A 21143-nucleotide genomic window follows, 5' to 3' on the forward strand; every position below is an offset into this window, starting at 1 on the left:
CGGAGCGCAGGAGTATACTATCCATATTGACGTAATTCCTGACAGCTGGTAACACGCCACCGAGAGCTAACAAATATAGGGCCTATCTGATACCGATGGCGTGCTCTGACCTTCGCCATCGCTGGCCAGTCCCGCGCCGACGTGTTTTATCGAACCGCTCCATACAATGCGTATGCGAGAACCCGTTCGGCGATATGGGGATGAGCCCTGGCGTCACCGGAAACGCGATGCGGCTGTCACGGATCAAGCCTGACCGGCAAGTCGACGCCTGACGTTTCGTTACCCTGTCACTCTCGTACATACTATTCTGAGACCTTCTCGACACCAGAGCTGTGTGACCGCAGTCTATACGGGATTTCAGGCGCGGTTTTCGGGCCGATGTGGCTCCGATGGTGTAGCGAATCACAGGACGACGACAACAATGCCAGCGGCGGCGACGGCCCCAAGAGCGACCGTTACTCGCTGGCCCAGTTCGACCGTCCCCAGTAGCCACGCGAGGCCGGCCTTCGTGAGCGTATTCGCGATAGCGCCGATGACGATACCGGTAGTCGCAACTGTGGCAGAGATATCACCGTCCGCTTCGAGTGTGCTCAGCGTAAGCGTGATTGCATCGACGTCAGCGAGCCCCGAGAGAAACGCAGTTGCATAGATCCCCGAATCGCCGAACCAGGTATTTGCGGACTCGGACACTAGGAGCACAATCGCGAAGACAGCGCCGAAAAACAGTGCCGGTCGGAGACGAAACGGGTTCTTGAGATCGCTTTCGACCGCCGACTCTGTGGTCGATTGCCAGTAGACGATGCCGGCGATACACACGCCGACACCAGTCATCACTCCGAGCGGCACAGCGACCTGTGGAAGGAGTGCCGGGTTCACGACAGCGACCTCAAGAAGTGCGCGCGGAAACATGACGATAGATGCGACAACAATCGAAAACGAGCCGATCCTGTAGAGATCGGGAGTTTCACTGATTCGCTCGGCCACGGAGACCGTCGTCGCGGTTGAAGAAACGAATCCGCCAAGGATTCCCGTGAGGGCGATTCCCCACTTGGCTCCGACAGCCCGGCTCAAAATGTAGGCAACGAAGCTCAGCCCGGTGACGAAGCCGACCATTACCCAGATGAACCGTGGATTGAGACCGTACAGGATATCGAGTTCACGATCAGGCAGGATCGGCAGCACGACCAATACGACGAGGATGAATTTGAGGGAAGCACGGCGCTCCCGTTCGTCAATCTGGTCGACGAACCTGTGGATCGTCGGCTTTGCTGACAAAAGGACAGTGACAAGTCCGCCGAGAATGATCGCGAAGAGCGTCCCTCGTTCGGAGGACACTGCTAACGCGCCTAGGAGGACAGTGAGCAACGCAGCGGTCACCGTTGTGAGTCCGATATCCCCTTCGGTCAGAACTTTCCCGCCATACGCGACGGTTAGAGGGATCGCAATAGCGAGGACTGTGACGGGGAAGAGAGCAGGAAAGAACGCCTGCACGGTTGCGCCGACGAGGGCAAACAGCGGAAATGTCCGGCTGCCCGCAAACGTTCCTCCAGATTTCGCCTGTTCCCGTTCCAGTCCGATGAGAGCGCCAATACCGAATGCAACGAGGAGACGAAGAAGGAGTGAGTCGATGATCTCTACCATTCTCTATAGTTCAATCCTCCAAGGTGTCAAACTTCGGGTGTGAGGGCCGAATCAATTGTCTGCTGTGGTTGCTACGGGACCGTGCTCGGTTTGAGTTGTTTGGAGGTCGGACTGCTGTCTGTTCCTCTGGGGAACCGGTGTGTCTGGGAGTCATGACTCGATATCGACGAGATAGACGAGGAGAAAGCCGGCTGCGACGGCAACTGCAGGAATCTCGTACGGGCGCTCGTGGAATGTCAGAACCGCTGCGGCCACGATGAGCGCGCCGGCGATCACCGCGTATCCAAGCTTTTGCTCACCCGTTCCGCGACCTTCGACAGGGTCTGTCCGGACGACCAGTTCGCCCCGCTCAAGCCGGGCCAACGTTCTATCGACACGGGACGGGACCCGTGCCAGTGCGGGGAGCGACCGGCGAATATCTGCCCGCGTTTCCTCGATGAGTGCGTCGAGTTCGCTCTCGATGAGCCCCTGGTCGACGAGGAATGAACGCACAGCGGTGAGAAAGTCAAACTCCGGATCAAGCTGCCGACAGACACCCTCACCGACGGTCCCAACCCGGATGAGTAACATTACGTCCGGCGGAATTCGAAATGGGAACGCACGGAGGTTCGTCGTCAATTCCGTAATGATCATCCGCCAGGTAATCTCTGAGCGGCCTTCGAGGTTCTCGATGACGAGTTCAAGCACCCGACCGACCTCGGCACGGTTGACGTGTGGCTCGAGGACATCGAGCGCGACGAGCGCGTCTACCAAGTCGTCCACGTCACGACGGACGAGTGCCCGATAGAGCGCGATAATATCTTCCTGAACCGTGGGTGGAAGGCGTTCGCTCATACCGAAATCGAAGAGCAACAGCCGGCCGTCGTCCGTGACGGCGAGGTTACCCGGATGGGGATCAGCGTGGAACACACCGTCGATGAGCCCCATCTCTAGATACACATTGATCACCCGTGTCGCCATCTCGTGTGGCGTCATGTCGATACCGTCGAAGGCGTCGCTGTCGGTTATCTTCTGTCCGGTCAGATACTCCATCGCCAGCACCCGTTCCGAGCACAGGTCTTCATAGACGGCAGGGATGACGACTCGCTCATCGCCGTCGAAATTCTCCCTGATATCAGCCATGACCGTCGCTTCGCGATCAAAATCCAGTTCGTCCAGGATTATGTCCTCAAAATCGTCAGCCGCGTTTTCGATCGAATACTGCTGGCGCTCGGTAGCGAAGGGGCGAATCAGTGGAACCAGTCCCCGGACGACTCGAAGGTCACGCGTAATCACGGGCTTCAATTCAGGACGCCGCACCTTCAGCGCGATTCGCTCACCTCGGTAGGCAGCGGTATAGACGTACGCGAGCGACCCGCCAGCGACCGGCTCGAGTGTCGACTGATCGAGTTCGTCGCCAAGCTCTTCGGCAATGACGTGCTTTGGATCTCCCCCCGCGCCTTCGGGAACCTCGTCTTGAAGGGTTCCGAAAACGTTGGCATAGACCGGCGGGACGATATCGGGGCGGGTCGAGAGTACCTGCCCAACTTTGATGAATGCCGGCCCGAGTTCGAGCATTGTGTCCCGGATCTCCTCGGCCCGTTGTCGATGGTTCTCGTCCGGGACCTGCCGTCGTGAGCCAAATAGGATGAACCGCCGCCGATCGCGGAGAAATGCCAGCGCGAAGGGTAGAAACCGGATGAAAACGACTAGATATCGGCGAAACAACCCACTCATTCTATCGGAGTGAATAACGGTCGAGTGGCGTCAATTGACAGTACATACCCTGCTTTCGATCAAGCGGCATATATAGGTGGAGGAAAATTACGGCCCCTCGTATAACCAGTCTCTTGATGTTGGATTGGCTGCTGATTTACTGGAATATCTCCGAACCTGATGGGACAGTCGAACAAGGAGATAACGAGCCGGAAGCAATAATTCCCATGCATCGAATGTCTCTCGATAGGAGCGATCAGAGAGACCGATAGACCGGCATAGAGCGTCTCTGATTTCGTCTTATAATCCTTGGGATGGAATCCACCGTGTGGTAAACGGTGCGACTTCCTGCAGGGGGGTACCAGCTACATAGTCATCCAGTAAATGTCTGGATTGATAACTTCTCGCTCCCAGTGTTGAACCAGTACCGTAGCCGATGATATGCGTTCTGCCTGATTCCGTACTGTTAGGAAACTCACATAGATTTAATACATTTCGGTGACAGTTCTGAATTATGGTTGCTCAATCGACACAACGACAAGACTCGTTTTTTACGCTCCCATCGCATCCGGTGGGGTACCTCGCAATCGTAGCTACGCTTACCACTGCTGGTATCCACTTACTGCTTGGTCCACGTGTCATGGGATTCAGCCAGACATTAGGGTCGCTGTTCATCCTGAATGGGCTTGGATTTCTTGGAGGGATCTTCCTGTATAGTAGCCGATACTGGCGACCAGAACTGTTTCTTGTCGCTGCGGGATATGCCATTGCCACTATTCTCGCACTGTTTGCATTTCAGGGTTTCAGCCTTGACGCGTTCTATATGCAGGGGAACCTGAATCCGCTGGCTGTCGTCTCAAAGGCAGCTGAGGCTATCCTCGCCCTCTGTACCATCTACTTATACGGCTCTGCTGAAACCCTTAACAGGTGACAATTCCTGACCCGATTATAGTGAATACAGCAAACACAGACATTATTATGATTGGAGTTTGATTTGTCAAGCACAAATGCTAAACAGACTGGGGGAAGCAATAAAGCAGATTCGGATTGTCAAGGAAGATATAGACGACCCTGAACTGAATAAAGAACTGGAACACGCTCTGGAACCGCTTAACAACGTGGTGGAGATCGTTGAAGACGACGATTGATTCATATTGTTGACTGGTTCTTCTTAGAAAGCTCTGTATTATATGCAGTAGCTACCTCACGGCTGTTTCAGCGTCAGAAGTGTCGAAACTAGGGTTCCAACAGAGCCACTTATACAGAACATCCGCTCCGTGAGACGACTATTTTGGCTGTGCATAGAGATCTACGACGGAGGGTGGTTCAACGACACACTGGGTACCGCACGGCAACCAGCGAATTTGTGAATCAGTTCCAACCCATAGATTGGTTCAGATCTTGAGTACCGTTTGTCGTCCTCAATCGAGTGACATTGTGGCCTCACCGATTCGAGGTGACGCGTACGTAGCATATGGGAATCATGTCAACCACCGTCGACGCCGAGAGTAACAGAAATAAGTGCCGGAGACTGGTCCGGACAGGTATGGAGATTGTGGAACTCCCCCCGAAGGAGGCTGCTGTCCGTCGCTTTATCAAGGAGCTCTGGCTCCCGTACTACCGCGAACTCGAAGCAACTGTCGATACGTTCTCACTCGCCGACGATGTCGACCTCGTCGCAGCGGAACTCCCGTTCCGCGTCGACCGCCTCGATTCGGCGGAATATCGGACATGGATCGCCATCGATGGATTCACCGACGGGACTCCGCTTGCCGATACCGATGGCGAGTTTGCCGGGTATATCGCGGCCGAAATAGATGAAGCGCCGAGTGTTTTTGACCGCCCCGACCGAATGTTCATCTGTGACATCTACGTTGGCGAACCATATCGCGGCACGGGACTAGCAGACGACCTGTTTGACCGTCCAAGAGACTGGGCACACGACGCCGGGTGTGAGGAGTTCAGTCTCGACCCGCACGTAGACAACGACCGAGCCAACGCCTTCTACGAGAAGCTCGGTTTCGAGCGGACAAAGTATCACATGGTAGCCAGCGTAGAAGACCGGAGAGATCACGAGTGAGGGCAGCGCGCCGGAAACAACCACACAGGACCTGCTCTAAACATCGCTGTCTCGAGAAGAGGTGTAGGCCCCGACACAGCGCCAGTCGCTTCCCCTCAGACCCGGCCGTTGATCGCGTCCGCAACGCGCTGGTAGTCGAACAGGCGCTCCGCTTCGGGCAGGGGTTCCCCGAGGCCATTCCACGCGCCGAACTGGTCGGGATACAGTTGCTTTGCGGCGGCCTCCGTCTGGAAGAGGTTGATGATTGGGCCCTGATACTCGGTGCCGCCGCGGTAGAGTCGGTCCTCGTCGACGGCGGTTAGCTGGCTTCCGACCGGGTCGTCACGCAACTGCTCGACGCCGGACTCGAAGGTGACCTCCCCAACCGGTTCCATCGACACCGAGTAAGAACTGCTCGCGGTCGCCGCGTCCCCGGTCGTAGTCCCCTGCCCATCGGTGACTGTCGCCGTGCCATCGTTCTCTGCTGGCGTATCTCCAGTTGCGGACGCCGCCTCTTCGGCCCCGGACTGGCAACCAGCTACCCCCAGCGTCCCAACAGCACCGACGCTCGTTCGCAGGATGCGACGCCTCGTCACCGATGTCGCCTCGCTGTCATTCATAAAATTTTAGGCAGGCCTAAATATAATAAGCGTTGTGCTTCGGACACGCCGGAGTAACGACAGTCGGCGGAGGATGCTGTGGTTCTGCACAGCAGGGCAGACTAATTTCAGTTGGAGACACATTCCAATAGGCTTTTATTGTTTTAGGCAAGCCTAAAAATATGCGACGACGAACCTATCTCGCAAGTGGAACAGTAATCGCAAGTGGTCTGCTGGCAGGCTGTCGTAGTGGGAGCAGTGAGAGTGAGTCAACGCCCGAAGCGGCCGACTCTTACACTGTCTCGATGGAACCTATGGGGCCCGTAACCTTCGATGGGCCTCCCGAAGATTGGGTGGCACTGCTCCCGAGCTACGCCGACATGGGAATGGCCCTTGACGCAGGCCAGACGCTCGGAATACAGTTGCCATACCGGTATGCCACCGAGTTTTACGAAGAACTTCCCGGTGTCGAGTACGACCCCGATGCGGTGACGACACTCAATCAGGACGGTGTCGACAAGGAGCGGTTCTACCAGATGGATGCTGACGTCCACTTCATGGAACCAAACCAGCTACGCAACTGGTACGACTGGGACGAGCGGGACATTCAGGAAGTCAAAGAGAACATCGGTCCCTTCTTCGGGAACTTCATCCGGCGGCGGAGCGACGACTGGCACGACTACCCATACTACTCGCTGTATGAGGCCTTCGAGAAGATTGCACAGGTCTTCGACCGCGAGCAGCGCTACCAGCAGTTCGCGTCGTTCCACGAGGAGTTCCTGACGAACCTCCAGGAGCGACTGCCCGAAACGACTCCAGAAGCGGCACTGCTCTACCCCGCAGACGAGACACCGGAGACGTTCTACCCCTACCAGCTCTACGACGGTGGTGTCGGAAAGAAACACTGGCGTGATCTACGGCTCCGGGACGCTTTCGAGGGGACCGACGTCGGACACTATTCGGGCAACACGAGTCTCAAAGTGGATTTCGAGACGCTGCTGGATATTGACCCGGATGTCCTGCTGGTCCGCGGGCAGGTCGAAAAGGATCAGGCGACTTTCGAGGAGACTATCGTTGAGTCGCTACGGAACAACCCTGTCGCCAGTGAACTGAGCGCCGTCCAGAATGACGCGGTCTACCGTGGTGGCTATCTCGATCAGGGGCCGATCATCAATCTCTTTCAGACAGAAGTCGCGGCCCAGCGGATTTACTCCGACGAATTTTCCGATGAGACATTGTTCGACCGGCAACGGGTGGCGGACATAATCAACGGCGATAGCTGACTGCCTGCGGTGACGGCCTGCTACGAAATCAGTGCCATCGATGGCGACTGCAGCGAGAGCGTCCCCAAGTCAGAAATCTTCGCTCATCAGTACTGTTGAACTTCTAGGCCCTGAACGCGGTCAAAGCGCCTGCCACGCGTAACGATCCGCGCGCCATTGTGGCGACACACCCCTGCGATGAGTGTCTCACCGAGGTTGACGCGCTCGCCGGCGATGATGAGCAAACTCCACGCGGGGACCCCCTTCTCGTTCCGGAACGAGAACGGCTGTGGCAGGGCACCCGCATTCGCTACCTTGTGTGCGAGTCGTGCTGTGCCGAACAGCGTGGCGTTAATCGCCGACGTCGTCGAAAACAGCGCGCCAACCGCGACGAGAACGAAAGCTGCCTGTTGAATCAGCGAATCGGTAAAGAGCCTGCTCGCCGCAACAGCGAGCACGGTCTCGTTGAACTGGAGTATCCCTCGGGCGATAAGATTGTCGTCGTCACGAACGCGACGTGGACGTAGATAATTGTCGATATGGCTATCGAAGGGTAAATTCTCGCCTTCATAGTTTTGATACCACTTTGATGTCGGTGTATTCGTAGGAGAGTAACTGGAAACCCCCAAAAGAGACGAAAATGGCTCCGATTCCTACGATCGGTGTGAGCAACCCCTGGAGAGATCTCGATCAGTTCCAGATATGACTCCAGCTACGTGTCAACGGCGTCGGGAACGAAATCACGCAGAAACGCTCACTCCTCCACGCTCAACGATTTCTCTGGACGGCAGCGTCCCCGTAGCTTGGTCCTACCGGTTTAATCTGAGGCACGCCGGAGACAGCCTGACGCATAATGTTACCGGCTACGAGCGTATTGGAGTTAACCGCCGAGTAACTAAACAGATAGTTGACGATACGGCGGATAAGCATGCCGATGCTCGAGACGGAACGTAGCCCCGCCCTCACTTTTCGGAGCGCTCTCGAGTCCTGGGGAATGCCGGCATTCTACGTCGTGTTCATAGCGCTGGCGGTCATCCCACCTCTGATTTACCTCCGACAGCCGCTGTTGCACGACGAGATGACCTATCTCGTCATCGGCCGTGAGATAGCCTCCGGAGGGACGCTCTACGCTGGTATCGCGGACCACAAGACCCCAGCCATATACTACCTGACAGCACTGCTCTGGGAGACGGTTCCTGAACCGTACCTCGCCGGACGGATACTCGTCTACGCGGTCCACGCGACGACAGCACTGCTCGTCTTCCGTCTCGGTTCGCTGTGGGGACGCCCGGTCGCGGCCGTCGGCTCTCTCGCGTACCTGTTCGGGGTGTACGCGCCGGTATTCGACGGGTTCATCGTCATGACTGAGCCGTTCGCCGCACTGTTCTTGACCGTAGCGGTGCTGTGGTTGTTCGCCGAGCGGCGCATGACCGACCTCCTCGTTGGGCTGTCACTTGCGTTTGGGGTGCTGTTCAACCAGACCGTTCTCCTGTTTGGGCTGGTCATCATCAGCTGGTCGCTCACCTGCCTCTACGCTGGCGAGACCGACCTGCGGACCGTCGCGGGCCGCTACAGCCGAGTCGGGGCGGCCTTCCTCACGCCGCTCGGGCTCGTGGCGCTGTTCATGGCGAGCCGGGGAACTCTTGATGCGACGCTCTGGTACACCTTCGTTCTGCCCCTTAACCACTACAACCCGCCGTATTTCCTCGACGGGCAGTTGCTGAGCGCGGCCTCCTACCTTCCGGTGTGGCTGCTCGCGGGCGGGACCGCCCTCTACGTGTTCCGGTCGATACCTTCGCGGTCGTTCGACACCCGACTCGCATTTCTCTCGCTGTGGCTCGTCGTCATGTCGGTTCCGGGCCTGCAGGCGTTCCATGGCGGCCACCGGTATATTTTTGTCATGCCGGCGGCCGCTGTGCTCGCCGGCGTCGGCCTTCGCCGGCTTGTCAGCTTCCTCGCTAACGGGCCGAGGCGACTCTCACGGGGGGAGTGGGCCGGTCTGACGGTCGCTGTCGCTGCCTCCGAGACAGTCCTTACACTCGTCGCGGCAAACAGTGGGTATCAGTACTTGTTCCTTTTAGAATTCGGCTTCGCTATGATGTTCGTCGGTGCTATCGTCCTGAGTTACAGCGTCGTTCGGTGGGCCGGGAGCCTCGGCCGACTTGACACCAGCCAATGGGTTGCACTGGTCGCTGGTGTTTTCCTCGTGCTCTCCGCGCTTGGAGGGACGGTGGCCGTTGATGGGGTTAGAGAAATCAGGCTCAGCGGCGAACACATCGAAACGCAATCGGCTACCGCCGAGGAACTCGACGAAGTCGTCGACGGACGATTCTACTCGCTTGGCCCACCCACGAGCTACGAACTGGCATACTTCGGCGAGGCTCGCCCCGTACGGACGTTCATTACGCCCCCCTACGGGGAACCACTCGCTGACCGGGTCGTGACGGAACTCGAGCGAGACGAAGTACCCTACGTGCTCGTAAGGAGCGAGCAGGTCGGTGACGGTCGTATCGATTCGACCCATGGCTACTACCCCAACGCACGAGAGCCGCTAGTCGCGTACATCGAGGCCAACTACGAACCGGTCGCGGAACACAACGGATTCGTCGTCTACGAGCGGGTGTCCGACCGACGGGACTGATTCACCTGTGCACTCGGCTCCGCGGGCCGATACCAATCGTTTGCCACCCGTTGTAGTCATCAACTGCTGTATGAACACAACCACACAGATGGATTATCCGCATCTCGGGAAACATGGTCGCCGCTGCGGGAGTGCACTGCTCAGCTCACGCAAGGCGTAGTTCAAATCACTGTTTACCAGCATGAAAATACGGGGAAGCGTCTCGGAGCTGTTTAGGCTCCCCATCTGGAGAGCGTTACACCGCTCATCGAGTAACAACCACTAAGTGGCTGTCATACTAACATAACCGTGCGGCAATCCAATACGCCGCCGACCGCGAGAGCGGTTCTGAACGACGAGAGTCGTACAGCTCGTGTCCTTTGGTAGTACGGTTCTCGTCAGCTCTTTCGCTTCACGGCGGACAATTAACTCTGGTGGACGACAGCCAGGTCTCAATCGAGGTTACAAAGCGATTCGTGTGTCGTTCAGAGAGCAAGCGCGAAAACGAACTACGATCGGTGCTCGCCACGACTACGACAAGGTCATAATTAGTAGCGTTGCGTTCGAGAAAACGTTCGACGGAGTCGTGCGCAACTCTCGTTTCGACGGGCCTGTCGAATGGCTGTTCGAGATTTTCGAGCATTATCTCGGCGTTTCTTTGACCGGCACGTTGCTCGATGCAAGTGCAGTCACTAATGCTTCCATGTTTCGGGCAGAGTCGCTGGGTGCACTCGAGCATTGCGTTCGCAACCAGGCCTGCAGTCCTCATCATAACGAGAATATGATGCCACTCAGCCATCCCAATAGCCGACCGGAATGTGGATGGATAGATGGCAGTTCGCCCAGACAGTCGGAGGTACAGCGTTTCCAACTCAAATACGCCGAACCACCGCATAGCAATGGCGGCAACGAATGATCTATTCCTCATCAACATACGGGCCAATAAACGCCCAGTGAAAGTGCGTATCGCCGTTCAGTCGTTTTTCTTGTGTCACTTCGTAAACGTACGGCCCGTGTGGACAGTTGGGACAACTATCCGCACACGGCTGGCGTTTCAGCACCGTGAACCGCTTGCCTTCGCCTTTGATTTCGACGATTTCTTCGCCCGGTAACGGCTCTATCTGCTCGGTCGGTTCATGATTATACTGTAGTAGCTCCTGTGCATATATCAAACTCTCCCGGAGGTCATGAACAGTGGCATCTTGTAATACAGAACCGATGTCATCCGGCAAGTCCACGGGTGGTGCTGGAGGACTGTTCTCTTTGCCCATGCAGACCATAACGTACTCCATGCTGCTATACCCCTCGAAGTTAGAACATATTAACAGGGGCTGAGTGATTGTTTTTATTGATCGTCCGTGTAATTCCCCAGCTTCGGAAGGCATGGCTCACACGGGGCCGTTCCCTGAGGCGCTGGCCTCGGTTATCTGAAGAAGACGAACACACGCCCTTGTGAGACTACCCGAACAGCTGGCGCATCATGGGGTGCATCTCCATGAGCTGCTCTTCAGCAATCTCCTCGTACAATTTATAAGTGATTGAGACGGTGAGCAGAAGGCTCGTCCCCCCAACACCACCGATGGTACCAAGCATGTTCGCTAGGACCGCGAGCAGACCGACAAGCGCGCCTCCCAAGACTGTGACCTGTGGGATATACCGTTCCAGAACCTTCTCGATGACGCCGACGTTCTGGCGGAAGCCAGGTATCTGCATCCCAGAGCTATGTATCTGCTGTGCTGTTGACTCAGGTCCCATATCAGCGGTCTCGACCCAGAAGATGGCGAAGATAGCGCCACCAACGATCATGAATGTGAGGTCGATTCCCATCCGAAGCAGTACTTTCCAGACAGGTTGGGTAACCCCACCGAGGAACCACATCCAGTCACGCGGTGAGTGGATTGGTGCGAGATAATAAAACAGCCCCTCGACGGGGCGCCCGTTCGCGTAGACTCCGAGCCACGATGGCATACTGTCCAGTTGCGCCCGCAAAATACGGCCCAAGAACTGAATGTTCGCCTGTATCGCGCGGACGAATATCATCGGGAGGACGCTAGCATAAATCAGTTTCACTGGGAACCGACCACGCGCACCCTTTACTCTCGCGTTCGAAAGTGGAATCTCCACACGCACGGATTCGGCGTAGACCACGATAGCGAAGATGAGGAGTGTCGTGAAAAGTTGGAGCAAATGGCCCTGTGTGAATAGGAGTGCCTGTAGCCCCTCAGAGCTGAACACGGGGCCGATGGAAACGGCACCGGTTGCCATCCGTATCCAAGTCAGAATGATACCGTACTGTTGGCCGCCGATAGCTGGATGTGTAAGCAACCCACCGACGAGCCGCTGACTGATGCCAGCGACGATAAACAGGCCGATACCGGAGCCGACCCCCCACTTGGAGATCACTTCGTCCATGAAGAGAATGAGCAACCCGCCGACGAACATCTGTGCGAAGATGAGCCACTGGACACCGGCGGTTCCAACACCTAGCGACTGGGCCACCTGGGTGTCCACGGGCAGGAAATTCCCTGCAAACACCATCGGCAAGCCGGTCAGGCAAATCATCACCAGCACAAGCAACTTCTGAAGGCCCTGATAGAGTATCTGGTCGCGTGGATCGTTCTGCGTATCGAGTCCGAGGAGATTAGCCCCACCCAGTAGCTGTAAGACGATACTCGCCGTGACGATGGGTCCGATACCGAGCTGCAGCACTGATCCCTGGCCGGACGCAAGTATCGAGCTGAAACGACCGAACACGGCTTGGTCACGGGTGATATCAAGCCCGAATAACATCACGTTTGTCAGGAAGAAATACAACAAGAGCACGCCTGCCGTCCATGCCAGTTTCCGTTTGAACGGGATGTGTCGGTCCGGCTTACGGACGGCTGGCATCCGGACAAGCACGGGTTCTGCAGTGTCTTTCCAGCTCATCGCTGTCCTCCAGCGCATGGCCAGGTGACGATACCATACTGACAGCTATACCGACAACGAATCATATGCGTCATGCTTGTGGGACCCCACGCCAGAACAGGTCACAGACGGCTCTACGGCTGCTACTCTACGTAGCGCTGCCGATGATACTGCTGACGCGGTGGTTGTCGGTATCTCTTGTGTGGCCTTTCAAATGTTTACTGGTTCGGGAACGTCTGGGAGCGCCGTAGCGTCCACCGTTTCGAGACGGTGGCGCCGGCCTGCCCGATCAAACGCCGCAATAGATGCATCGTCCCAGGGTGGCACAGCCACAAAGACGACTTCGTGTAAGTCATCGCGCTTGGTCACCTCCAGTCCGGAGTGTGGGTGAGAGATGAACCGACCCTGTGTCCGCTGTGGTGGTGTCGACAAGTCGATGCCGAACACGGAACTGACTGAGTTCGGCTCTTCGGGCAGATAGACGTCTGAAAAGACCGGGGTCTGATCAGGTACGTTGGTACCGGCTGCGAGGTCGCCCGCCGGTGTGACCGCGAGGCCGAACGACACTGTGTCCGGCTCTGCTTCCGCGGCAAGCGAAAGGAGCATCTCCTGCAATGGCTCGGTCATGTACACTGTCTGGCAATCGAGCGTTGGCGGTGTATCACAGCCCGCCGGTATAAGGACAGACTCCCCAAGGAGTGCAACACTGCCGGTAAGCACTCCGATGACTTCCAGATTCCTGTCTGCATACAGTCCCCACCCTGAGACACCGATCGCCGGGTGAGTGTCGGCCAGTACCCCCAATGCTCCCAATACGAGGAAACAGACGCCGATGCTGAAGACAACTATCGATACCGGTGATTGGAGACGCAAGCGTGACGACGGCATCACTCGACATCCTGTCGTCGTGTTGTTAATCAGTTTCGCCTTTGCTTTCTCGACGCAGATTAACAACCACTTAGCCCTTGTCAATCTGACGGCGAGGGGGACGGCTGAATATCGAACGTCTTCTGGATGAGTTGACGCGCCACCATCGAGCAGAGAAAGTACCAGACAATCCATGTTTTCATCGGTCCGAACAACGGCTCTTGCCAGCCAACGGCGCCGGCCAGCGGCACAATCAACCCGAATTCACTCGCACCGAGGTGGCCACCGCGAACTTTCCACCGTAGCCAGAGGAACACCGGGATGGTCAAAAGCATGATCCACACCATCGGTCGAAACTGTAGTTTGAACATCCCAAGCTGGTCGCCGGCGGCTTCCATCTGTTCCGCCTGAAGCTCCTCTAGGGCATCGTCATCGCCGCGCTCTTTTGCTGCCTCCTTGCGCTCTTTCAACTCCTTCATCCGTTCCTGATAGGCCTGTATCTTCTCGGTGTCTCTCAGCCGTGACTGCAACACGGTTGAATACAGTCCGGTGACGATTGCGAGTAGTATGATGACGGCGAAAAACGGGAGCGCATCCGTGACTGGCGCGAGAAGGAGGTCGTCGTACGATGCGATGGTATCCCTGATACCGGTGCTCCAGTACCCCGCAAAGAGCGAGAGAGTCACCAGTCCGGCTACCTTATCGTACCAGGCCCACGATTCGGCTTCGATTCCACCCTCGTCCGTTGCTGTGTCCATCGGTTCATCCGGTTGAAGTGCCTCCCGCACCTGCTCTGGATTCGTCAAGGTAAATCCAGTGCCGTCACTGACAAGCACCTCCTCCCGTACGAGCCGTCCCCATTCCTCACTGGACAGCGACTCGCTCACGTCGTTCCACTGGAGCGATTCGTTTCCGTTATCGCTGTGCTCAACCACCGTAGCGAGAGCGTCACGCATCGCTGGATCGTCTATAACCGATGGTACCGGTTTCTCTGGCATTCCGATAAGTGATGCTAAGACTGAACCGTTATCAATTCTTCTGTCCGGCCGTTTTCGTACTACCGTCGTTGCGAAGCGAATAGCTTAGGTCCGAAGACAGCACACGTTCAGTTATGCCCCCAGCAGTTCTAGCGGAGAGTATCAGCAAACGCTACGACGACACAGTCGCACTCGACGACGTGTCGATTGATGTCGACAGCGGGGAGATATTCGCGCTAGTTGGCCCGAATGGAGCGGGAAAGACAACCCTCGTCGGAGCCCTTACCGGAACGACGACACCCGATTCGGGCTCGGTTAGCATCTTCGGCAAGTCACCGACCCGTGTCGAGAACAGTCGTGTCGGACTGCTGCCTCAGTCTTTTACGCCGCCGGAACGGCTGACAGCACGTGAACTGGTGACCTACTATCAGGGACTCTACGACGACCCCCGGCGCGTTGACGACGTGCTCGCTGCCGTCGGCATGGAATCGGCCGACGACACGTGGTACACGAACCTGTCGGGTGGGCAAAAGCGGCGTGTCTGTGTCGGCATTGCCCTCATTAACGACCCTGACCTTCTCTTCCTCGACGAGCCAACGACGGGCATCGACCCGACTGGCCGGCAGTCACTCTGGTCGCTCATCGCCGACTTGGCAGCCGGGGGGACGACGATATTTCTCACGACCCACTACATGAAAGAAGCCCAGCAACTCGCAGATCGAGTCGCCTTGCTTGATGACGGAATGCTCGTCGAAGTCGGCTCGCCGACCGCCCTTATCGAATCCCACGGCGGCGGTACGCATCTCCTCGTCGAAACAGAAACCTCCCCGAAGCAACTGACGGGACTTGACGCTGAGGTCGAGCCGACGGAAGACGGCATACGAATTCCGGACGTTGCGACAGCCGATATCGGGCGGATCGTCGGACAGTTGGACACGCAAGGAGTCACGTATGAGACGCTCACATGGACGGACCCCTCTCTCGAAGATGTCTACTTGAGTCTCACCGATGAGGGTATCGACGAGGACGAGCCCTCGCGAGAGCCCATTACCGCTAGGAGTCAGTCTCAATGAGTCGGACGAGTCGTGTCACTGCCGAGGCCGGCGCGGCGTGGCGAACGTTCCTTCGTCGTCGGACAGCGGTCTTCTTCACTTTCGGATTTCCGCTCATCCTCGTCGCAATCTTCGGCATCGTTGTTCAGGCAAATCCAGCGGGCGGTGGTCTGTTCGGACACCCGACCAACTTCTACGTGCCGGGCTATCTGGCGGTTATTGTCCTCTTTACGCCGCTGTCCAGAATCGGGAGTTCATTGGCACGATATCGCGAGGGGAACCGGTTTCAGAAGCTGTCGACCACACCTGCGAGACCGAGCGAGTGGTTGGCGGCACACACACTCGTCAATATCGCTATCATCGTTCTCGCGAGTACCGTGGTATTAGGGGTACTGGAACTGCTCGCGGGGGGTACTATCAGACTCTCACCGTTGTTACTCCCGTTTATCATCCTCGCAGTGGTAATCTTTTGCGGGCTCGGGGCCATACTGGGACGGATTACCGATTCACAAGACGGTGTTGTCGCCGCCAGTAACGCCGTCGCACTGCCGCTCGTGTTCCTCTCCGAGACATTCGTGATGCCGGAGCGGCTTCCGATGTGGTTCCGCCCGGCGATCAGTCTGTCACCACTCACGTACTTTTCTCGAGGGGTCAGGAACGTCACCTACCTCAATCAACCAGCCGGATCTGACTTGCTCGTACTGGGGGTGTTCGCCGCGCTGGTTTTCGCCGTCGGCGCATACGCCGTTCCACAGGAGTGACACAGTGGACAGTGGACTCCGAGTTATCGGACTGTCTATAACAATGACTAAGGGATTGTTATTACTGGCCACTCTCGGGACTACCCACACAGGTCCATCGGACTTAAATATCGATATCGAGCACTTTCTGGGTCTGACAGTCCGGACGCGTGAGTTGATACTATATGTGGCCCGACTGGTGGTCCGTCTCGACATGAGTCTGCCAATTACTGTGAAGGACTGTGTCGTGGAAACTACAGTTGTTGCACGTCTGTTCCTTGTGGAGTAAACTCTGCGTGAACGCGTGAACTCCACGCTGGTGGGCCTCGGTAAACTCGCTCACCGCGTCAACAGATATTGTAACCGGAGATATAATTCTGACGAGAAGGCGTTACACGTTATCACAAACCAGACAGGCCGTTGCTTGGATGAGAGTTACACTTTGGTTTCGGCCTGATGAGAGACGACATTCCAGTCAGATGGTGACAGTTCATTCGCGTCGAACCCACCGTGCTCAGGATACGCTGTCAAGACAAGATAGTCAACCCGATTCGCAGTGTACTCGACGAAGGTGGCGATGTTCTCGCTGGCGAGACTCCCCAGTCCGTCAAGGAGCAACACCGGGACGCGTTCACCCACGTCATATGCCTCGTGACCAGCCAGTGCAACGACGAAACCAAGTAGCTCCCGCTCACCCTCGCTAAGGGCATCGAGCGTCGTTTCGCGTCCATCACGAGCGACGACGAGGTCGAACGTGCTGGTCAACCGAGCCATCTCGAATCCCGTATCAAAGCGTTCGAACAGGTCCGCTAGCGCCGTCGAAAACGACTCGCGGAGTTCCAGCTTAATCTCATCTTTACGGTTCCGAAGCGAAGCAATTTCGCCCGTGAGATCGTCGTACTCCGCGCTAAGCATCTCACGCTGCTCGGCTACAGACTTGGCGTCGGCCAGTTCCGACCGAACATCTTCGAGTTCTGCTTCTGTATATTTGATCTCACTCTCGATGTCTGTGAGCCGCTCCGATTCTGTCTCTACGGAGTCTGCCATCTCGTCGACGCGAGCCTCCAAATCAGCCAGTCGGTCGCGGGCCGAAGAGAGTTCCTCGGTTCTTTCGTCGAGAGAAGCCTCCAACTCGCCGATACGGTCCGTCAAGTCCGCTTCCTGCCGGCGGGCGGTTTTGACCTCGTCGCGGCGGGCTTCAAGCTCTTCGACTCGTGTCCGGTACTCTGATTCCTCCTGTCGTAGTTCAGTAATTCGCTCGTCGAGTGCGTCGAGTCGATCTGTCATCTCGTCACTCGTCGTTTCCGTTCCGCAGAGCCAGCACTCGACTGTGTCCTCGAGCATATCTCGAGAGACCTCAGTTAGCAACTCAGTTCGGTCCGAGTCGAGTACCCGCTTGTTGGCCTCGAAGACCCCTTGTAACAGCTCCCGATCCCGCTCGAGTGATTGGAGACGCTCACGGACCTGCTCTAACTCCGTCTCTATCTCTCCCCTTTCGGGGACGGTAAGCTCAGAGAGTTCGTCGCGGTTCTCGGCGAGTCGGTCTTCTACTCGCTCGACAGTCTGCTCGAGCCGGTTAACGCGTCGCTGTACACGTTCTCGCTCTGCACGAAGGTCGCTGAGTTCTTCTCTATCCGCGGTGTCGCCGCTGTCAGCGTTGAGTGACTCCAATTCGCTTCGTAGGTCTTCAAGCTCAGCCTCCAATTTGGTTTCCCGCTCCTGCAGTTTGGGAAGTCGCTCTGCCGCATTGTTAGCCCGTTCGAGTTCGTGTTCGACCTGATCTCGCTCGGATCGCAGTTCAGCCAATTGGCTGTCGATGTCCTCGAAATCAAGCGGGCTCGTGAGCACCGGCTCCAGCGGTTCATCGTCCCGAACTGCTTTTCGAACAGCGTTGTTCTCGTCGAGAAACGCGAACAGGTCCGCACAGATGCGGTCGTATTCGGACGAAAGGTACGGGGTCCCGCGGCGACTGACCGCCACGCCATCCCGTTCAAGTCGAACTTCGAACGCGTCGCCGTCCGCGTTGAGTTCGACCCGCCCTTGGTCAGCCCCCTCGGTGAGCGGCGTCTCGGTCCCGAATACTGTCTGGATACTCTGTAGAAAGCTCGATTTCCCTTGCCAGTTGCTCGCTCGGACGGCATTCACTCCGGGTTCAATTGCCTCGTTTGCGTTACGAATCCCGGCGATATTTTCGACTGTGAGGTCCCACGTCATGTTCAGAGTACCGGGAGCAGGAGTGTCTCCACGAGGGACGGTTCTTCGAGCAACAGACTCTGAACCGCTTCGATCGCACCATAGGGTGTAATAACCGATGAGAGAGTGTTTTTCCAGCTGTTCAACGGAGTTCCCTCTTCGTCCTCAACTGAGACGTGCTGTTCACAGACGTAGCCACGTTCGACCGCCTCGTCGAACGGGACCCGAACCGAGCAGTCCGAGCAGCCGAGTTTCACCTGGACATCTACCTCGGCGGACTCAGCGTCTGCGAGTCGCTCCTTCGATGCCAGCGAGGAGAGAACCGACTGGGCCTTTTCCTCGGTCCGCTGTCTGGCTACCTCGACGGTGTTTGACTCCCAATCGGTCTTCGCCTCGCCAGTGTTTTTTTCTGCTTCGAGACACCCCTTGAGGTGATGGCGCATCGTGCTCCAGGAAATGAGTTCGCTCTCGATGCGCTCAATGTCGAGTCCATCAGCAGCAAGCGCGGCCGCCAACTCGTCGTACGCTACGTCGTCTTCACCGATGATGAGTTCGTACTCCCGGTCCAGATGGACACTCAGTGTCTCCCGGTCGGCTTCGGCGTATAGCTCTTTGAGAACTCGTTTGTTGAACCACTCTGTGAGCGACTTGTATCCGTCCGCAGACCGTCCGTCACGGCCGGTCCAGCGAGTCACGAGATACTCGTCGAGAGAGTGGTCCCCTGATCCAGGAGCCGTGAGGTCGTACCGGTCGGCAAGTGTATCGACCTTACATCCCATACTGTTTCTACCCGAATGAAAGGAGTCACGACTATTAAACGTGCGTACTGTCATTTGCCTCGCGCTCAGATAAGCTGATTCCATGCAAACCTGAACGACCTGAGACAGTCGTTGACTGTTTCTGCTTCGGGGGTGCTGAAACGGTTTAAGAACCATATAGCTCTCCATTTTGTTGTATAACTATGAATCACCCACCAGTTGGATCTACACTCTCGATATATAGTACCATATCTGTGCTGTTAATAGATATACTGCTAATTTGAATCCATACGTGAGAAATAAACGAAGAGTTTTTTGTTGTACCCTTCCTCGAATTTGTATAAATTAACAGATTTACTGTACCTGTTCCTGTAAATAGGCGGCCTGCGTGTTAATCCCAGTTATGACCATTGGCCTCGACTAATTAAACCGTATCTCGGTCTGTGTAGGTATACCGACGTTTAATAAGGCCAGTCTCATTGAATACAAAGAAGTCGGCAAACCCAAATGAGACCTCGGTATCACCTTGTATACCGCTAAATGCCCCTCTCACCGCAACAGTCTCGCCTTCGTTGATGAGCGAGCTAATTTCATGCGCCCCATTAGATAGCGGCCGTTGGTTGATATAAAACTCCTTGAGAGCGTCTTTATTACGAATGTTTTCTTGGCCAGGCCGTTCATACACTATATTCTCATCGAAGAGACCAAACACTGTATCGTACTCTTCAGCATCGATTGCCGTGTAGTACGTCCGGACAGCATCTTCGTTCGTCTGTGGCATAGTGGTACATACTCCTCAAAATAAAAATACTTCCCCATCTGGCCGCGGGCGATATAAAACACATCAGAGAGTAGGATCGCCGCTGGAAGTTCCGCTATCCAGACTTGCAACACCCAAATGCTGATTCCGACAGGCGTTATCGCTGTTAGCAAGATATCCCATCAAATCCGTCTTAAGACCGCTGTCTACGAACGAATCAAAGAAACAAGTGGACGATAAGTCGCTCAGCGACGCCGTGGCACGGCTCATCGGCGGGTGCCCTTTTAGAGACCTTCGCGGTGTGTTCGATGAGAACTAGGTAGCCGACATGCGAGACGCCATCGGGCAAGTTGGTCAGGGTGACCGCAATGAAGTCCGTAATGTCGCATAGCGATTCGAATGATGGCGATACGAGCTTCACTTTGGATATCGTCGCCGATGTCGAAGCGGCGGTTGAGAAGGAATGTGTGTTGAGGGCCAACGTTACGTTAGTGATTAGATTGAGGACAGTCTTGTAACTGTACATCAGCGTTGTGAAGGGTCGCGCATACACGCGAAAGGTGCCAAGACCTAGTATTGGCAAAGATGTAGCAATCGCTGCAACCGCTCTGGAGCGTAACGAGTCCGTTCCCGTCAGTGACAGAGTAAACCTCCTCCGCGCAACTGATTTGGGTCTCACCTCTGAACCGCGGATTGTGCTAACCTGAGAACTGAAATTCTCCACCGATATCCAGATAATATTCCTCAAATTCTGACTACACTTTTCTAACTGTCGCTCAACTTTTTTGGTCTAATTCACTACTGGAACCCCACCCGTGTGTATTCTACACGTGTGCCGTGTGGTTCCTGAACACGGCGGGTCTGAGACCGTCCATTTATATACTCCCCTCCCATCGGATGTAATGCGAAGGTCGCGCCGGGCAGCGTTCCCGGAACGACACCCCAATGCCACCCTCGTGGTGGATTGGGTCACTCGCTTAGAATGCGAGGCCACCGAGGCTTCGTGTTCGTGT

The 21143-nt window shown here is 56.2% G+C and carries 18 protein-coding genes and 1 pseudogene; 8 read left to right on the forward strand and 11 right to left on the reverse strand.

Annotated features, from left to right (window positions below; translation table 11 throughout):
* Positions 1 to 402: 402 nt before the first annotated feature.
* Both RBH20_RS19185 and RBH20_RS19190 read right to left on the reverse strand, forming a co-directional pair.
* The gene (locus tag RBH20_RS19185; protein WP_306711685.1) at positions 403 to 1641 is read right to left on the reverse strand and encodes an MgtC/SapB family protein; all 1239 of its coding nucleotides are present in this window, start codon (positions 1639 to 1641) and stop codon (positions 403 to 405) included.
* Positions 1642 to 1791: 150 nt separating this feature from the next.
* Entirely contained in the window at positions 1792 to 3357 is a 1566-nt protein-coding gene (locus RBH20_RS19190) for an AarF/ABC1/UbiB kinase family protein (RefSeq protein WP_306711686.1), read from the reverse strand.
* Positions 3358 to 3850: 493 nt separating this feature from the next.
* Between RBH20_RS19190 and RBH20_RS19195 the strand changes: the two genes are divergently transcribed.
* The 3 genes from RBH20_RS19195 to RBH20_RS19205 all read left to right on the forward strand — a co-directional run bounded on the left by RBH20_RS19195 (position 3851) and on the right by RBH20_RS19205 (position 5416).
* Positions 3851 to 4267: a hypothetical protein gene (locus tag RBH20_RS19195; protein ID WP_306711689.1), complete on the forward strand. Its 417-nt coding sequence runs from the start codon at positions 3851 to 3853 to the stop codon at positions 4265 to 4267.
* A 76-nt stretch (positions 4268 to 4343) separates the two neighbouring features.
* The gene (locus tag RBH20_RS19200) at positions 4344 to 4484 is read left to right on the forward strand and encodes a hypothetical protein (protein ID WP_306711691.1); all 141 of its coding nucleotides are present in this window, start codon (positions 4344 to 4346) and stop codon (positions 4482 to 4484) included.
* Between the two features lie 398 nt (positions 4485 to 4882).
* The gene (locus RBH20_RS19205; protein ID WP_306711693.1) at positions 4883 to 5416 is read left to right on the forward strand and encodes a GNAT family N-acetyltransferase; all 534 of its coding nucleotides are present in this window, start codon (positions 4883 to 4885) and stop codon (positions 5414 to 5416) included.
* A gap of 95 nt (positions 5417 to 5511) precedes the next feature.
* On the opposite strand, the pseudogene RBH20_RS21390 reads toward RBH20_RS19205, so the two are convergent.
* Positions 5512 to 5745: pseudogene (locus RBH20_RS21390) on the reverse strand (ABC transporter substrate-binding protein); the annotation flags it as partial.
* A 431-nt stretch (positions 5746 to 6176) separates the two neighbouring features.
* Here RBH20_RS21390 and RBH20_RS19215 point away from each other — a divergent pair.
* Positions 6177 to 7277: an ABC transporter substrate-binding protein gene (locus tag RBH20_RS19215; RefSeq protein WP_373567980.1), complete on the forward strand. Its 1101-nt coding sequence runs from the start codon at positions 6177 to 6179 to the stop codon at positions 7275 to 7277.
* A gap of 86 nt (positions 7278 to 7363) precedes the next feature.
* Here the strand turns inward: RBH20_RS19215 and RBH20_RS19220 are convergent, their stop codons facing one another.
* A complete protein-coding gene (locus tag RBH20_RS19220) occupies positions 7364 to 7714 on the reverse strand; it encodes a hypothetical protein (protein ID WP_306711696.1) in 351 nt (116 codons plus the stop codon).
* A gap of 476 nt (positions 7715 to 8190) precedes the next feature.
* Between RBH20_RS19220 and RBH20_RS19225 the strand changes: the two genes are divergently transcribed.
* Complete coding sequence (locus tag RBH20_RS19225) at positions 8191 to 9897, forward strand: glycosyltransferase family 39 protein (RefSeq protein ID WP_306711698.1); 1707 nt, start codon at positions 8191 to 8193, stop codon at positions 9895 to 9897.
* Positions 9898 to 10354: 457 nt separating this feature from the next.
* Positions 10355 to 10792: a hypothetical protein gene (locus tag RBH20_RS19230; protein WP_306711700.1), complete on the forward strand. Its 438-nt coding sequence runs from the start codon at positions 10355 to 10357 to the stop codon at positions 10790 to 10792.
* A 1-nt stretch (position 10793) separates the two neighbouring features.
* Here RBH20_RS19230 and RBH20_RS19235 read toward each other — a convergent pair whose 3' ends face one another.
* From RBH20_RS19235 to RBH20_RS19250, 4 genes are all read right to left on the reverse strand, one after another.
* Positions 10794 to 11168 (reverse strand): hypothetical protein, encoded by a 375-nt coding sequence (locus RBH20_RS19235; RefSeq protein ID WP_306711702.1) that lies wholly within the window; start codon positions 11166 to 11168, stop codon positions 10794 to 10796.
* A 166-nt stretch (positions 11169 to 11334) separates the two neighbouring features.
* Complete coding sequence (gene secY, locus RBH20_RS19240) at positions 11335 to 12804, reverse strand: preprotein translocase subunit SecY (protein WP_306711704.1); 1470 nt, start codon at positions 12802 to 12804, stop codon at positions 11335 to 11337.
* A 189-nt stretch (positions 12805 to 12993) separates the two neighbouring features.
* Entirely contained in the window at positions 12994 to 13410 is a 417-nt protein-coding gene (locus tag RBH20_RS19245) for a hypothetical protein (protein WP_306711740.1), read from the reverse strand.
* A gap of 341 nt (positions 13411 to 13751) precedes the next feature.
* Positions 13752 to 14648 (reverse strand): DUF106 domain-containing protein, encoded by an 897-nt coding sequence (locus RBH20_RS19250; RefSeq protein WP_373567981.1) that lies wholly within the window; start codon positions 14646 to 14648, stop codon positions 13752 to 13754.
* A gap of 113 nt (positions 14649 to 14761) precedes the next feature.
* On the opposite strand from RBH20_RS19250, the gene RBH20_RS19255 reads away from it, so the two are divergent.
* Entirely contained in the window at positions 14762 to 15700 is a 939-nt protein-coding gene (locus RBH20_RS19255) for an ABC transporter ATP-binding protein (RefSeq protein ID WP_306711708.1), read from the forward strand.
* The gene (locus RBH20_RS19260) at positions 15697 to 16440 is read left to right on the forward strand and encodes an ABC transporter permease (protein WP_306711710.1); all 744 of its coding nucleotides are present in this window, start codon (positions 15697 to 15699) and stop codon (positions 16438 to 16440) included. The genes RBH20_RS19255 and RBH20_RS19260 overlap by 4 nt, the downstream gene beginning before the upstream one ends.
* Before the next feature lie 414 nt (positions 16441 to 16854).
* On the opposite strand, the gene RBH20_RS19265 is transcribed toward RBH20_RS19260, so the two are convergent.
* The 3 genes from RBH20_RS19265 to RBH20_RS19280 all read right to left on the reverse strand — a co-directional run bounded on the left by RBH20_RS19265 (position 16855) and on the right by RBH20_RS19280 (position 20151).
* Entirely contained in the window at positions 16855 to 18633 is a 1779-nt protein-coding gene (locus tag RBH20_RS19265) for an archaea-specific SMC-related protein (protein ID WP_306711712.1), read from the reverse strand.
* 2 nt (positions 18634 to 18635) lie between these two features.
* Positions 18636 to 19391, reverse strand: coding sequence for a rod-determining factor RdfA (rdfA, locus tag RBH20_RS19270; RefSeq protein ID WP_306711714.1), 756 nt, complete (start codon positions 19389 to 19391; stop codon positions 18636 to 18638).
* Between the two features lie 403 nt (positions 19392 to 19794).
* On the reverse strand, positions 19795 to 20151 hold the full coding sequence (locus RBH20_RS19280) for a nuclear transport factor 2 family protein (RefSeq protein ID WP_306711716.1): 357 nt from the start codon (positions 20149 to 20151) through the stop codon (positions 19795 to 19797).
* Positions 20152 to 21143 lie beyond the last annotated feature (992 nt).

It is taken from the genome of Haloarcula sp. H-GB4, from assembly GCF_030848575.1.
GTDB lineage: Archaea > Halobacteriota > Halobacteria > Halobacteriales > Haloarculaceae > Haloarcula.